The sequence below is a fragment of the Paenibacillus sp. JT31N11 genome (assembly GCF_056269285.1).
On the sequence record NZ_JBWDNQ010000001.1, the window covers coordinates 42,153 to 56,305 of the forward strand.

General features: G+C 49.2%; 13 protein-coding genes and 1 pseudogene. 11 read left to right on the forward strand and 3 right to left on the reverse strand.

Annotated features, from left to right (window positions below; genetic code table 11):
• Nucleotides 1-118 precede the first annotated feature (118 nt).
• From AC0YNV_RS00215 to AC0YNV_RS00250, 8 genes are all read left to right on the forward strand, one after another.
• Nucleotides 119-589 (forward strand): CcdC protein domain-containing protein, encoded by a 471-nt coding sequence (locus tag AC0YNV_RS00215; protein ID WP_475764877.1) that lies wholly within the window; start codon nucleotides 119-121, stop codon nucleotides 587-589.
• Nucleotides 590-723: 134 nt separating this feature from the next.
• Nucleotides 724-1,722, forward strand: a complete 999-nt coding sequence (locus AC0YNV_RS00220) for an oxidoreductase (protein ID WP_475764879.1) — start codon at nucleotides 724-726, stop codon at nucleotides 1,720-1,722.
• A gap of 273 nt (nucleotides 1,723-1,995) precedes the next feature.
• Nucleotides 1,996-2,445: a VOC family protein gene (locus AC0YNV_RS00225; protein ID WP_475764881.1), complete on the forward strand. Its 450-nt coding sequence runs from the start codon at nucleotides 1,996-1,998 to the stop codon at nucleotides 2,443-2,445.
• Between the two features lie 74 nt (nucleotides 2,446-2,519).
• Nucleotides 2,520-3,113 carry a TetR/AcrR family transcriptional regulator gene (locus AC0YNV_RS00230; RefSeq protein ID WP_475764883.1) on the forward strand — a complete coding sequence of 198 codons (594 nt, stop codon included), beginning with the start codon at nucleotides 2,520-2,522 and terminating at the stop codon, nucleotides 3,111-3,113.
• A 101-nt stretch (nucleotides 3,114-3,214) separates the two neighbouring features.
• Nucleotides 3,215-3,844 (forward strand): NAD(P)-dependent oxidoreductase, encoded by a 630-nt coding sequence (locus tag AC0YNV_RS00235; RefSeq protein ID WP_475764885.1) that lies wholly within the window; start codon nucleotides 3,215-3,217, stop codon nucleotides 3,842-3,844.
• Nucleotides 3,845-3,857: 13 nt separating this feature from the next.
• Complete coding sequence (locus AC0YNV_RS00240; RefSeq protein ID WP_475764887.1) at nucleotides 3,858-4,157, forward strand: NAD-dependent epimerase/dehydratase family protein; 300 nt, start codon at nucleotides 3,858-3,860, stop codon at nucleotides 4,155-4,157.
• A complete protein-coding gene (locus AC0YNV_RS00245; protein WP_475764889.1) occupies nucleotides 4,088-4,483 on the forward strand; it encodes an SDR family oxidoreductase in 396 nt (131 codons plus the stop codon). Before AC0YNV_RS00240 ends, AC0YNV_RS00245 begins: the two co-directional genes overlap by 70 nt.
• 51 nt (nucleotides 4,484-4,534) lie before the next feature.
• Entirely contained in the window at nucleotides 4,535-5,038 is a 504-nt protein-coding gene (locus tag AC0YNV_RS00250; protein WP_475764890.1) for a transposase, read from the forward strand.
• Between the two features lie 116 nt (nucleotides 5,039-5,154).
• Here AC0YNV_RS00250 and AC0YNV_RS00255 read toward each other — a convergent pair whose 3' ends face one another.
• From AC0YNV_RS00255 to AC0YNV_RS00265, 3 genes and pseudogenes are all read right to left on the reverse strand, one after another.
• Nucleotides 5,155-8,439, reverse strand: a complete 3,285-nt coding sequence (locus AC0YNV_RS00255) for an endo-1,4-beta-xylanase (RefSeq protein ID WP_475764891.1) — start codon at nucleotides 8,437-8,439, stop codon at nucleotides 5,155-5,157.
• A gap of 1,058 nt (nucleotides 8,440-9,497) precedes the next feature.
• Nucleotides 9,498-10,025, reverse strand: coding sequence for a peptide-methionine (S)-S-oxide reductase MsrA (gene msrA / locus AC0YNV_RS00260; protein WP_475764893.1), 528 nt, complete (start codon nucleotides 10,023-10,025; stop codon nucleotides 9,498-9,500).
• Between the two features lies 1 nt (nucleotide 10,026).
• A pseudogene (locus tag AC0YNV_RS00265) lies at nucleotides 10,027-10,272 on the reverse strand (peptide-methionine (R)-S-oxide reductase); the annotation flags it as partial.
• Between the two features lie 598 nt (nucleotides 10,273-10,870).
• On the opposite strand from AC0YNV_RS00265, the gene AC0YNV_RS00270 reads away from it, so the two are divergent.
• The 3 genes from AC0YNV_RS00270 (at nucleotide 10,871) to AC0YNV_RS00280 (ending at nucleotide 14,046) form a co-directional block, all read left to right on the forward strand.
• A complete protein-coding gene (locus AC0YNV_RS00270; RefSeq protein WP_475764895.1) occupies nucleotides 10,871-11,740 on the forward strand; it encodes an alpha/beta fold hydrolase in 870 nt (289 codons plus the stop codon).
• Nucleotides 11,741-12,202: 462 nt separating this feature from the next.
• The gene (locus AC0YNV_RS00275) at nucleotides 12,203-12,646 is read left to right on the forward strand and encodes an Rrf2 family transcriptional regulator (RefSeq protein ID WP_475764896.1); all 444 of its coding nucleotides are present in this window, start codon (nucleotides 12,203-12,205) and stop codon (nucleotides 12,644-12,646) included.
• A gap of 233 nt (nucleotides 12,647-12,879) precedes the next feature.
• Nucleotides 12,880-14,046: an MFS transporter gene (locus tag AC0YNV_RS00280; RefSeq protein WP_475764898.1), complete on the forward strand. Its 1,167-nt coding sequence runs from the start codon at nucleotides 12,880-12,882 to the stop codon at nucleotides 14,044-14,046.
• The last annotated feature ends 107 nt before the right edge of the window (nucleotides 14,047-14,153 follow it).

Below are 14,153 nucleotides of genomic sequence, written 5' to 3' on the forward strand. Positions count from 1 at the left end.
GGCGTTAAAAAAAACGTAACGTAAGTCATCCAGGGCTCATGATTATTTTCACTATTGAATCACTCTCGAATCGGGGATACTTTGATTTAGAAGCCGATTAAAGGGAGTGTATGAAAGCATGAGTGCGCCCGCATCTATGGTGATTTCTGTATTGATTTTTATTCTGATCGTTTCCGGTCTGTCCCGGGGCATGAAGAACCCGATCCGGCAATCCGGAATCACTCTGCTGCTGCCGATTATTTATATCGCCACCTGCTTGTTTCAATTGCTCGATCCGGACCTGAATGCGCGGGAGGATCAAATCATTCTTGCGCTGGTGGCCGGGCTCGTTATTGCCGTACCGCTTGTTATCGCGACAAATTTTGAAATCCGGTCAGATGGAATTTATTTTCAGCGCAGCAGTGCTGTATTTGTTATCCTGATAGTGGTTTTTGCGCTCCGCTTTGCACTGATGGGAATGATAACGGGTATTGATTCAACAACGCTTGAATTTATTCTTAATGTAGCCACACTAAGCTATATCGCGGTTTGGAGAATCGCTATCTTCGCTAAACTCCAGCGTGTCGTGAACAGCCGGGCACATGTCTGACCCTTATTTAAAAAAAGGCCCTTGCCTTAAAGTCAACTTTAAGGTGTAAGATTGTTTTACATTCCGACAATGATGGATATTCTAATTCAAATGGGTTTCGGAATGAATATACAATCAAAGGCCGGTGGAGCAGGATGACGTCATTTACAGGAATTCAAGATACAGCACAACAGCCGATTCCCTCGGGCTTCGGTCCTCAATCAACAGCCAGGGAAGTCATCGGCAGACACGATCTGACAGGCAAAGTTGCCATAGTGACAGGCGGTTATTCCGGTATCGGACTTGAAACCTCGCGAGTTCTGGCGGAGGCCGGAGCGACGGTTATCGTGCCCGTGCGGACACCGGAGAAAGCGCAGCAAGCACTTGCAGGCATCCCGAGGCTGGAAATGGAAACGATGGATCTTATGGATCCGGCTTCGATCGACAGCTTCGCGGAACGGTTCCTCGCTTCGGGAAGAGCGCTCGACATCCTGGTGAACAGCGCAGGCATCATGGCAAACCCGCTTACAAGAGATGCCCGCGGATATGAATCCCAATTCGCGACGAATCATCTTGGGCATTTCCAGCTGACGGCAAGGCTTTGGCCTGCCTTGAGCAAGTCTGAAGGAGCCAGAGTCGTTGCGCTTTCCTCGCGGGCGCACCGGCTGGGCGGGATCGACTTTGACGATCCGAATTTTGAACGCAGGGAATATGACAAATGGAAGGCTTATGCCCAGTCCAAATCGGCCAATATATTGTTCGCACTGGAGCTGGACAAGCGTGGAAGATCTCATGGAGTCCGCGCCTTTTCCGTTCATCCCGGTCTAATTCCGACTGATATAGGGCGCAGCCTGACGGCGGAGGAAAATGCTCCCCAGATGGTGAAGGACGAGAATGGGAAGCCGGTTGGCGACGGGAAAGCCGATCAAATGAAGAACGTTCAGCAGGGAGCGGCGACGAGCGTCTGGTGCGCAACGAGCGGTCAGCTGGATGGAATGGGCGGTGTCTACTGTGAGGACAGCGATATCGCTGAAGCTGTCCCGGCCGATAGTGTAAAGGGCACAGGGGTTCGGCCATGGGCAGTCGATCCCGATGATGCGAAACGGCTCTGGTCGCTAAGCGAAGACCTTGCAGGCGTGAAATTCAGCATCTGAGCGGTTAGAGGTTGAGCTATAGGATAGGTTGGAGCAGGCCTGGGGCAATCCCGGGCCTGCTTTTGTGAGGTTCCCGAACAACCCAGGCGGCAGGGGCAGCGCGTAATGAGCATGTCAGAGCGGGCATGAATATTTCCGGATATGCAGCGCACATGAAGAAATCCTGCAAAAACAGCAATCCAGAAGAAACTACAGTTCCGATTTTATGCTACTATTCGTTTTGAGAGAATGATCCTGACTATTCCAATAGGATGAAAAAGGAGCTGAAGGTTTATGCAAAAAATCACTACTTTCCTGTGGTTCAACGATCAGGCGGAGGAGGCAATCAACTTCTATACGTCTATCTTTCAAAATTCAAAAATTTTGAGTGTTCACCGCAACCAGGGCGCGGTCATGTCAGGAACCTTCCAGCTGGAAGGACAAGAATTTATGGCATTGAACGGCGGTCCTCATTTCACCTTCACGCCTGCCATTTCGTTATTCGTGAATTGTGAGACGCAGCAGGAAGTCGACGAGTTGTGGGAGAAGCTGTCCGAAGGCGGATCCAAAGAAAGATGCGGCTGGCTGAGGGACAAATACGGGCTGTCCTGGCAGATCATACCTTCTGCCTTGGGTGAAATGCTGCACAGCGAGGACGCTGAAAAATCGGGAAGAGCCATGAAGGCGATGCTTCAAATGGATAAGATTGATATTGCTCTTCTAAAACAAGCCTACAACGGCTAGGTATGTTGAAGAGCCAGTTTGCCATAAAATTATACCCGGGAACAAGGTATAATTTTATGGTTGACTTTAGATAAATGATCGTTTATTATTGCTTCATGAGACAAAGAGATGACAACAAAATAGAAGCGATTTACGATGCTACCATTCAGCTTGTGAATGAAATCGGCTTTGCCGAAACATCCATTTCCAAGATTGCCAAGAAGGCCAATGTATCGGCCGCAACCATTTACATTTATTTTGAGAATAAGGAGGATATGCTGGGGAAAACCTATTTGAAGGCCAAAAAGATGATGAGCGAAAAATTGTTTCATGGGATGGATGAAGCGGCTCCTGTAAGAGAACAGTTTGATTTTTTTGCCCGGAACTTTGTAAAGTTCATTCTGAACCATGGCGATAATTTTATGTTTATGGAGCAGGTAACCAACTCGCCGCTGCTGCAGAATTGGTGTCTGGAAGAAACCAGTTCGCTGTACGAGCCGGTATTCAGAATGTTTGAAACAGGGAAGAGCCAGAAGCTATTCAAACAAGAGGATGTTAATTTGCTTATCATATATTCTGTGATGCCCATCGCGCAGCTCGCCAAGGCTCAGATCAAAGGTGAATTTCTATTCGATGAGAAAAGCCTCCAAATAGCCATTCAAATGAGCTGGGATGCAATAAAGACGTAGACAAAATTTTTTTCATATTAATAAATGAACATTTTTTTATTTAAATATATATAAATAGACGTTCATTTATGAATAAAATATATTTTCGGAGGATGCGCGGAATGAAAGTAATCATTTTTGGAGCAAGCGGACTTACAGGCCGGCAGCTCACCGAACAGGCGCTGAAGCAGGGACATGAGGTTACCGTATTTGTGCGAAAGGCGGGCCGAATCCCGCATGCGCATAATAATCTTCGCATTGTGGAAGGCGATGTGCTGAACGCGGATGAGGTGGAGCAAGCGGTTGTCGGGCAGGACGCGGTGTTGTGCGCAATAGGAGCAAGCGGCGGCAGTCCTTCTGATATCTGTTCTGAAGGAACCGGGCATATCCTCCTCGCGATGCGAAAGGCTGGCGTTCCGCGCATCATTGCGGTGACGGGGTTCGGCATCAGCCGCGACAGCCGGCTGCAGATGAGGTTTGGGACCAAACTCGTTGTGTGGCTGTCTGTCCTGCTTTTCCGCCGGGAGTCCATGGATAAACGGAAGCAGGACAGCCGTATCCGGCAAAGCGGGCTCAGCTGGACGATCGTGGAGCCGCCGACGCTTACCGATGGGCCAAGGACGGGACGTTACCGGGTGGATACGGCGTGTGCTCCGATGCTTGGCAGAGTCTCCCGCACGGATGTGGCGGATTTTATGCTTGATCAGCTGGACAGTCATGAATTTAACAACAAATCTACAGTCATCTATTAGGAGGAAATGAATCATGAATATGCAAAAAGGCGATCTTTGTTTGGTAACGGGAATCAGCGGATATCTGGCATCCTGGATTGGGCATTATCTGTTTGAGGAGGGCTACCGGGTCAGAGGAACCGTTCGAAGCCTTAATAATCGTGAGCAATTGGAGAAGATGAGCGAGCTGCTGCCCGGCATTGAATTTGTCGAAGCCGATCTGAGGAAGGAAAACGGTTGGGATCAAGCGATGGATGGGGTGAAGTGGGTATTCCACGTTGCAAGCCCGCAGGCGGTGAAGACGGAGACCGATCGAATCGGCGGGGCTACCTAAGGCACGGAATTCCTCAGATCTCCTCCGGCGTGACGAGGATCGCTTACCCTCACATTATGGCTTATAACCTGACCAAGGGCGCACTCAATACATTTACGCTGCATTTGTCACAGCTGCTTGGCCCACGGGGTATCACGGTGAATGCAGTGATGCCGGGCATCGTCGATACCGATGTGAATGCGCAGTGGCTGCACACGTCAGAAGGGCGCAAGCATGCGGAGAACATGTCGGCTCTCGGCCGCGTCGGAGAGGTCTCCGATATCGCCGACGTCGTCGCCTTCATCGCTTCGCCGGACAGCCGCTTGGGTAACCGGCCAACTACTTGAAGCAACCGGCGGGTCTCATCTCTAAAACAGACGGCGAACGTGCAAAAATAAATGTCGGCCAAGAGTAGGTCTCTCGTTGTAATATTGACCACATACATATACGTTTTTCTTTTCATTTTTATTGTTAAATGTGTAGTGGAGAACTGTTGCATTCGGCTTGCTTGGCGGAATTTCGACCTTTCCATAAGCATTACCACCAACAGTAATCTCTTGTGTAATGACAATCCGCTTGTGTTAGAAACATTTAGGAAGGCCTTTGAAACACATAAAGACGTGACCGGACTGATCGTTCACAGCGATCAGGGATACCAGTACACGCCCCATGCATACCACGACATGCTGCCACAGGTTGGAGCCCAAACCAGCATGTCACGCCGAGGCAACTGTTATGACAACGCCTCAATCGAGAGCTTCTTCTCTCATCTTAAAGTTGAAGCACCCTATCCTTATGATATACGAAGTATCGATGAGGCACAAAGAAGAATTCAGGAATATATACGTTTTTACAACGAAGACAGAGAACAACGAAAAACTAAACAAGCTGACTCCTATTGAGTACAGGAACCAGCTTGTTTCCTAGGTCTTTTTTCAATGTCTACTAAATGGGGTCTTGACCACTATCCGCCTCTCTCCTTTTTCGTAAAGCTGTTCACGGGTAACTCGTTAGGACATTACCAATCAAAGATCATGCGGGCCAGCATAGCCAGATCGAGAATATCAATTTGGTTGTCGCCGTTCACGTCGAAGTCTTTCACTTGATCCCATCCTGCATCTGTTGAAGTGGTGCCATATGCCTTAGCCACAATCGCCAAGTCGCCGATGCTGATCTGGCCGTCGCCGTTGTGATCGTTCGGAATCTTCACGATCACGGAAGACTGGAAGGCCAGTAAAGCGGCGTTCAACTGCGTGGCAGCCGCATCGATCTGAACCTGGGTGGCTTCCGAGTTATTCGCTACGACCGCCGCCGCATCGATGGCAGTCTGCAGCGTTGCTTTGGAGCCTGCTGGATATTGTCCGAGCAGTTTGCCTTCCACTGCTTGATCATGCGCGCTTTGCGCCTCGGCAATCAGCATGTTCAGCGCCGCCTTGTCGATGACGTCGATTTGAACGGTGTGTACCGTGCCGGCTTGGACCGTTTCCGTGCCTGTGCTATCTGCCGTCACCAATCGGGTGACCTCAACGTTAGTCAGGCCGGCTGGTGCATTTTCTTTAGCCCGGAACGACAATTTGATCAGATCCGCATTCGGATTGGTTTGTCCGGCGCCAAGATGAACGCCCAGAATACGGAGTGTTCCGGCAGGTTCTGTCTTGTAATCGACGACGACGAATTTCGCTCCGTCTGTCGAGACTGGCGGTGCGGCCAGTTCCAGCTTATCGGCATCGTACGTGATCGTCACATCTTGAGCCAGCACGTTGCCCTGCACATGGCTCAAACCGTAGACAAGGTCGAAGGAACTGCCGGCCGGTACATGATCTGTGCCGCTTAACGTTACAGGTACTGTAGAGTCACCGATAGAATAGACTCCAAGATCGCCAAGGTCAATTTCATAGCCGTCCTGGAGTTTCTCGTATTCGCCTTCAAAGAAATCATCTAGGTATGAATGTCCAAGAACGAATCTGTTCGGATTCATGGCGCCATAGTAGCCGGCATTGGCATTGCTCTGACTGTCAAACAGCACATAGCTTCCCTGCCATCCTGAACCGGATACGCCCCAACTGATGATGTGATCGATGTACGGGGCGAACTTGGTGAACAGTTTGTACATCAGCGCGTACTCATAACCAAGGGCGTCAGACTGTCTGACATTGAGCACTGCGGGAGCGATCGCGCCGCCGCCGGGGGCGCTGGTCGGCATCTTAAGGTCAAATTCTGAGTAGGAAATACCGGAAAGAAGACCCCGGTCAACGAGAGAGGCATAGAGGGCCATGGCATATTGGTTATCGCTTGCAAGGGTCTTTTTTACCGAATCGTGTCCCTGGATACCGATGTCTTCGATAAGGGGTCTTCCGTCATACAGCGGATCGGAGAGCCATGCGGTGTTCAGTTCGAGAACCATGTTGTATACAGTCCTCGCTTTGGTGCGAACAGAAAGGTCGTAATCGTTATAGGTCAGTTTCGGAGGATTGTCAACGATATAGGAGTCAATGCTGCCGTCGGCGTCGTGTCCGTCGAGCTTCATGTACTCGGGAAAGTCAGCGTAGTTGGCTTTGTAAGCCGCCGCCATCTTGGCGTTGGGGGCCGCGATGTGCGCGTATTTGAAGAGCAGGTAAATGTAATGCTCTCTGATGTCGCCGTCAATTTGATCATCCGACATTGCAACAAGCCAGTTGGTGTGTTTAAGGCTCGTTCTCCAACTGTTCGCATTCGTGGGGATGATTTCGCTGTGGCGGCTTTCGTGGACCTCTTCGTTGAGTACGTCCCATGAATTGAAGGGGATTACTCCGCGGGATACGCTTGAGCCATACTTCGTATCTGTGGTCAGGAAGTGCCGCATCACATACATTGTGTGGTTAAACTGCACTCTTCTGGCCATTCCTTTGTCTACCGGAACCGTGGTTGTAACGCCGTTGCCCAATCCGTAGAAATTGGCTGTGCCGTTATATCCGGAGGTAAGGTTCGAGGGAGTAATCTGTCTCATCCATGCAGGGGCCTGGTTGTACCATGCCAAAACATGGCCGTGAGACTTGTACTGTCCGGGAGTTCCGGAATCCCTGATCGCTTGATAGGAGCTGGTCGGGAAACTGTATTCAGCTGCGCCAGGGGTGGTGGTTGCGCCGCTCAGGGGTGCGCCAGTAACGCTTTTCAGCCAGTTCGGGCCGCGGGGATGCGTTGCATCGGCCTTGAGATTGTTGCCGTCGACAAAGATTTCATAGTGCCCGGCTCTGGTTCCGGTTACTGATCCGGTTCCGATCGCGCCGACCATGAACAGGTCATTTTCCTTGCTGTAAACACTCTTTAGAGGCGCTACAGCACTCTGGTTTTCCTTGTTGACTACATTGGGAAGCGCAATGCCGTTGGGATCGGGTGCGGTTATTTTGATGTTGGCGACAAGAAGCATGCCGGTTTCTGCGGGACGGCCGGTCTCGCCATGGAGCTCAAGAATGAAGTCCGAGGAATTGCCTGTTGAGGCGTTAATGCTGTGGTGAGCCATCAACCAGGATTCACCGTTGTAGCTGCCAACCCAGTCGGGGTTAAGGTTGTTGTACTCGTAATCCCTGAGGTAGCTATCGAGGTCAGAGTTGGTATTTCTGATTCTCCACCTCATTAATTTGCCCTGCGCGCTCTTGGGATAGTACACATCAAACTCAATAGTTGCGCCAGCGGGGACATTTACAGCCGGGGACAACGGAGATACAATGCTTATTCCGCCGAACGTGCTTTCTCCGTTATGGACGTAATTGATCTGGAGCACATCAGCTTTGCCTTCGGAATCTGTAAAAGGATACGGAATCATTTTGTAAGTGCCACCAGCAAAGTCGGCGGGGACACGGTTGTCAAGCGGTGTTCTTGAGGTCCAGACATTGGTGGGCTCGGTAATTTCTACAGGTATTTTACCAGGACCCGGATCAAGACGGAAATAGGGATCTGAACCGTCCGCTTTGATCTTTCCAGTGAATTTCACTATTGCGTCTTCAAGGCTGGCTATGGCTTCGCCGGCGGGAGTGAGCGCATTGTGCGCGAACTCAAGCGCCTTATCAAGATCTTCGAGTTCGTCGGCGTACACCCAGGGGAAAGCTTTGTTCACATCGAATCCGTCGTCAGTGTGGCTAATCTGGAGCGGGAATTCCTCGTTGCCGGCTTTTAAAGCTTCGGCTTGTGCAATGAGCTCGTTCAGTTCAAGTGTCAGTTCGCCTTCGGCCGCAGCGGCCGGGACGGGGGCAAACGCGAATAAGGAGAGCAGCATGATGACTACGAGGATGCGGGAGCCGTTGATTAAGAGTTTTTCACCATTCATCTTAGTTTTGCTCCTTTTCTTAGGCAATCTCTAAAAATCTCGTTTTAGAGTCGCCCAATTTTTAGATTTCGGAATTTTTTACAACTTTACCGATAAAAATGTTGTATTGGTTGAAGATTTTGCGGTTTTTTGATGAATTAACCATCAAATACTAGAAGAGCCCCGATCGATCGAAATTATAGCCGCGTCAGCGCTTACAAAATTCCCCCTAAAAATCTACCGAATAGGTTCACCTCCTAATTTCGAAACATAGCTGCCTCATTTCCAAGACGTAACTCCATCATTGTAGTGAAAACTTTGCAAAAGAGTCTACAAACATATTTCCTTACAGACACAATATTCGCATTAGCAACTATTAATTGAAGAAAAATAGGTCTTGACCGCAAGGGGATGGAGAACCAGGCGCTAAGTCATTTGGAGGGGGTAAGGCGAACTCCAAGCTGTACTCGAACACTAGCGGTAATTATCGTAGAAGTAGCTATTTCTTACGGCTATAGGCTCGGAACGCCTGACGAAAATGCTACGATCGGTATTACGATGGGCTGAGGTAACAGAATGGCTGACTTATACGTAAGTTATAACTCGCTTCGAGGATAGCACGCTTGGGAAAATGGAGTCATTACAAGTGGCGGCGCCAGGAATAATACCCGTGCGGCGCCATTTTGTACAAAAGGCGGCTTTTGCGAATATGTTTCTCGTTGGTCATGACTAAGCTCGCGTAAATCGCAGCTTTTTTTATTTTATGACATCAAGTTCTTGTCACGAGCCAATGACAAGAACCTGATGTCATTCACGATTTTGATAAGAACTTGATGTCATTACCGACGGAGCAGCTCCAAGCAGACTTTGTTAAACTCCCTCGAAATGATTCCGTTTCCTCACTCAGACTCATGAATTCGCAGGATTTCACCCTGTAGTCAGAATGAAGAAGGGACAGAAGCAGCTCATCGATGAGGTCCACCGGTACATTCACTTTTACAACCACAAGCGGTTTTAGAAGAAATTAAACAACCTTAGTCCGGTGGAGTACCGAACTAAGGCTGCTTAGTGCTCTTATTTCATTGTTGTCTACTTGACGGGGCGCCACCGGCCTCCCGCCTGGGAAGGACCCAGTTGGGGCGCGGGAAGTGGCAGGTGTAGCCGCTCGGATTACGCTCCAGATAGTCCTGGTGCTCCGGCTCTGCTTCCCAGAAGTCGCCGACAGGCGTCACTTCGGTGACGACCTTGCCCGGCCACAGATCCGACGCGTTCACGTCGGCGATCGTCTCCTCCGCCACCTTTCTCTGCTCGTCGCTCTCATAGTAGATCGCCGAACGGTAGCTTGTGCCGATATCGTTGCCCTGACGGTTCCGCGTCGTAGGATCGTGGATTTGAAAGAAATACTCCAGGATGCGCCGGTAGCTCGTCTCCGCTGAATCGAAGACGATTTCGATCCCCTCAGCATGAGTGTCATGGTTGCGATAGGTCGCGTTCGGAGTGTCACCGCCAGTATAGCCGACGCGAGTCGAGACGACGCCGGGAAGCTTGCGGATCAAGTCCTGCATTCCCCAGAAGCATCCCCCAGCGAGTACAGCGCGCTGATGCATGTTAAACCTCCTCAATCTGATCGAGATATTTACCGTAGCCCTCGCTCTCCATGTCGTCGCGATGGATGAATCGGAGCTACGCGGAATTGATGCAGTTGCGTAGGCCACCGCGATTAGCCGGGCCATCCGGGAAGACGTGACCGAGATGGCTGTCGCCGTGAGTGGATCTAACCTCGGTCCTAATCATCCCATGGGAGGTGTCCCGCAACTCGTTGATGTTTGCGGAAACGATCGGCTTCGTGAAACTTGCCACCCAAAGGAGGACTAGATCCAAGCTGCATATCGGTGATCTCTCGAAGCTCCATGTCTAGGATGTCCCATATCCGTATTGGAAAGGCAATGTTTTTCCAACTAACTTAGAGCTTCGTGAGATCCTCAACCATTATACCCGCGGTATGCGTGACTCAAACCTGTTGTTTTTTACTGTTGAACTAAGCAGTACATTTGCCGCGTCCTGACTTACCAGATCAGAGAGCAACTAGATACCTTGTCCGGATTTTGCGGGAGCCAACGTACTGCAAAAAAACGCGCAAGGCCTAGATACGAGGTTGTGGATAGATGAAACCGATCTCACCGAGAAAACAGTAAGACGCTGACACTGATGCCTCGTATTTAAAGTAGCTTATTTGCGTATAATTTCCTTCGTGCATTATATGTGAGAACAAATCAAAAACTTGAATCAATTTTTTAATACCCAAAATACATGTTTACAGGTTAATTAAAAACATATATAATACGCTCATACCGTTTTTGGCGGTTAATAAAGATGAAGTTGTCAGCGTGGTTAGTCACAAGGAAACGCGTTGATCGCTAATAATTTTGTATTTGGGAGAGGAGTTTTTTTTATGAAACAAAATATCCAGTATCAAACTGCAACGGTTGAAGGTTTAGACATTTTTTATCGTGAAGCCGGGGAATATGGTTCTCCTGTCGTTTTGCTGCTACACGGTTTCCCCACATCAAGTCACATGTATCGCCAATTGATCCCCGCATTAGCCGACCGGTATCACGTCATCGCACCGGATTATCCAGGGTATGGTTACAGCAGCGCACCGGATCACGACAAGTTTGAATATAGCTTTGAACGTTTCAGTCAGATTATTGAAAAGCTCTTGGAAAAGCTAAACATCACTAATTTCTTTGTTTACCTTATGGATTATGGCGCTCCGGTTGGATTCAGAATCGCAGCCCGTCATCCCGAGCGTATCCAGGGCCTGATTATACAGAACGGTAATGCTTATAATGAAGGGCTGAAAGATTTCTGGGATCCGATTAAAGCTTACTGGCATGATCCATCCAATGCGGATAAACGTGAAGCCCTTCGCTGGTTGACCAGCTTCCAGGCAACAAAATGGCAATATACCAATGGTGTCAAAGATAGCACGCTGATCAGCCCAGACACCTATACATTGGATCAGTCTCTCCTCGACAGACCTAAAAATCAGGAGATTCAGCTTGATATGTTTTTGGATTATGGCACAAACCCTCCACTTTACCCTGCTTGGCAGCAATACTTCCGTGAGTCTCAACCGCCGACCCTTATACTTTGGGGTAAAGGGGATGAAATTTTCCCGGAAAGCGGTGCACATCCTTACCTAAACGATTTGCCCAATGCAGAGATGCACATCTTTGAAGATGCGGGGCATTTCGCGTTGGAGTCCCATGGTCCAGAATTGATAGACTATATCAGGGAATTTCTGAATAAAAATAAATAACATAATATAATGGTGTTTATTTGTCCCTAATTTTTTGAAAAGAATAGACACCGAAGGAAAGTCATCGGTGTCTATCAAACTGATTGATTTGCTCATTTTCCAACTCAATTTCGTTACGAGCTTTATCGCCTTCTTTGACGAGTAACTTATCGATCACATCCCGTGTTTCCTAGCCTAGCGGAATTGTTTATACGGTATCGTGAACCGAATAGGTTCTCTTATAAACGGACTCCTTGTGCGCAAGCAACTGGAGTCTTTTTTGTGTCTTGATTCTCCCCTTAAGATGAGGATTCATAGAAGAGGTACAACATTGAATCTTTTATGAGATAGTACGTAAAAATACGGCTTCTTTACATATGTATAAAATGCTAAATTTTGTGATTATAACTGTATACCGACGATTCTCCTTGACCTGAAACTTCATTGTAACTATACTGGTATTGTTGAAAGGGGGACGTTAAGATGGCCGTAGTCAGCAGGTACGCAGTCGCTCTGCACATATTATCGTGGATCGCGCAAATGACCGAAGATAACGACACCTTTGTTACCTCCGATCGTATTGCACAGAGCGTGAACACCAGTCCGGTTTTTATTCGCCGCATTATAAAATCGCTTCATGACGCCAACTTAGTCATCGTTCAGCACGGAGGGAACACCCCGGGATGTAAGCTTGCCAGGCATCCGGATTCCATTACTTTGCGGGATGTCTATGAGGCCGTTGTGGAAAAGCCGCTCTTCGAGCTTCATCACAGTTCGCCGAATCCGAAATGTCTGATTGGCAAAGGGATACAACCTGCCCTGAATCCGATCCTTACGAGATCGGAATTGGCCTTGAAGCATGAGCTCGAACAAGTGACCGTCTCCAGTCTGCTGCATGATACGCTAGCTGAGAGTCAACGATCGTGATGAGAAACTGCAGGTTAGCCGGAGAAAAAAGGTTTTTGAAAGGTCTCCCGGCTAACCTTTGTGTTTGGCGATCAATGAAAACGAGTTGGTATCCTTGATTTCTGCGGGCATTTTTTTTGTCAACCAATGTAACTGAATCAGTGCTTTTGATTTGTCGCCTCCTCCTTGTGCAATCCAATGGAACTGTATCGATTGCTTTGAACCCCACTCTTGAACTTGAAAGGAGATCCCTCATGAATTATCGTATCTTTATCCTCGCAATCGGCACCTTTGTCATCGGAACGGATGGTTTTATGATTGCCGGCCTGCTGCCCGCTCTTGCCCGGGATTTGCATACCTCCGTATCTGCGGCCGGGCAGCTGGTAACCGCATTTTCTATTGCATATGCTCTTGGTTCTCCTGTTTTAACGACACTTACCGGAGTTGCCGAACGGCGCAAAGTATTGACGTATGCCTTATTTATTTTTGCCCTGGGCAATATTCTCTGCGGTCTGGCTTCCAGCTATGGTCTCATTCTCGTCGGACGAATCGTCGCTGCCGCGGGCGCCGGACTCTTTGCACCGGCAGCCACTCACAGCGCTTCTACCCTTGCGGCTCCGGAAAAGCGGGGACAGGCGCTGTCCATCGTCATTGGCGGGAATACCGTCGCTTTAATCTTAGGCGTCCCGCTTGGCAATTGGATTGCCTCGGTTTTTGATTGGAAAACGACCTTTTGGTTTGTCGGCATTATCGCCTTGGTCGCCACCGTCAGCATTCGTTTGTTTTTTTTCGCCATTTCGGCACCCGCATCCGTCACTCTGTCGGAAAGGCTGTCTTTTCTAAAAAACCCGACCATTCTGGCCGCATTAACGATAACGCTGGCCTGGGCTTTCGGCATTTATGTCGTATACACCTATGTTGCCGATATATTCGGCAGAGTCGGTGCCGGAGAAAATACGATTACGGTTATGCTGCTCATTATGGGAATCGCCAGCTTTCTTGGCGTCAACTTCGGAGGCTTCGCTGCAGACCGGTACGGTCCTGCCCGAACCATCGTTTTGGCGCTTGTCCTGCTGATGATTGCGGTCGTTACCTTATCCTTCTTCAATTCCGTCGCTCTCGGCATAGCGGCAATGGCTTTATGGGGTTTCGCCGGTTTTACATTCAATCCGGCGCAGATGCACAGACTGATTGGATTATCCGGAAAAAATTCGGGGGTTGTGCTTTCTTTGCATAGTTCCACACTCTATGTGGGATCGGCTCTCGGCTCCATCATCGGCGGCCTTTTTATCCATTATGGATCCGTCACCTGGCTTGGAATCGTCGGAGGGATTGCCAACCTCATCGGTCTTGTCGTTTTTCAGTTTACCCGGCGGCATGACGAGTTAAGCCGGAAGAAGGACCTCTCCCTGATCGAATAAGAAAAATGTCCGCGACCGGACAGTCGCCTCCTCTGCAAACCTGAGCCGGCATAGCAGAGGAGGCTTTCTGTCGGAGGACAAGAGCATATATCCATAACAACCTGCCG

Coding starts and splice junctions, on each gene's coding strand:
- AC0YNV_RS00215 (WP_475764877.1), top strand. CDS start 119: ATGAGTGCGCCCGCATCTATGGTGATTTCTGTATTGATTTTTATTCTG.
- AC0YNV_RS00220 (WP_475764879.1), top strand. CDS start 724: ATGACGTCATTTACAGGAATTCAAGATACAGCACAACAGCCGATTCCC.
- AC0YNV_RS00225 (WP_475764881.1), top strand. CDS start 1,996: ATGCAAAAAATCACTACTTTCCTGTGGTTCAACGATCAGGCGGAGGAG.
- AC0YNV_RS00230 (WP_475764883.1), top strand. CDS start 2,520: ATGATCGTTTATTATTGCTTCATGAGACAAAGAGATGACAACAAAATA.
- AC0YNV_RS00235 (WP_475764885.1), top strand. CDS start 3,215: ATGAAAGTAATCATTTTTGGAGCAAGCGGACTTACAGGCCGGCAGCTC.
- AC0YNV_RS00240 (WP_475764887.1), top strand. CDS start 3,858: ATGAATATGCAAAAAGGCGATCTTTGTTTGGTAACGGGAATCAGCGGA.
- AC0YNV_RS00250 (WP_475764890.1), top strand. CDS start 4,535: ATGTCGGCCAAGAGTAGGTCTCTCGTTGTAATATTGACCACATACATA.
- AC0YNV_RS00255 (WP_475764891.1), bottom strand. CDS start 8,439: ATGAATGGTGAAAAACTCTTAATCAACGGCTCCCGCATCCTCGTAGTC.
- msrA (WP_475764893.1), bottom strand. CDS start 10,025: ATGCATCAGCGCGCTGTACTCGCTGGGGGATGCTTCTGGGGAATGCAG.
- AC0YNV_RS00270 (WP_475764895.1), top strand. CDS start 10,871: ATGAAACAAAATATCCAGTATCAAACTGCAACGGTTGAAGGTTTAGAC.
- AC0YNV_RS00275 (WP_475764896.1), top strand. CDS start 12,203: ATGGCCGTAGTCAGCAGGTACGCAGTCGCTCTGCACATATTATCGTGG.
- AC0YNV_RS00280 (WP_475764898.1), top strand. CDS start 12,880: ATGAATTATCGTATCTTTATCCTCGCAATCGGCACCTTTGTCATCGGA.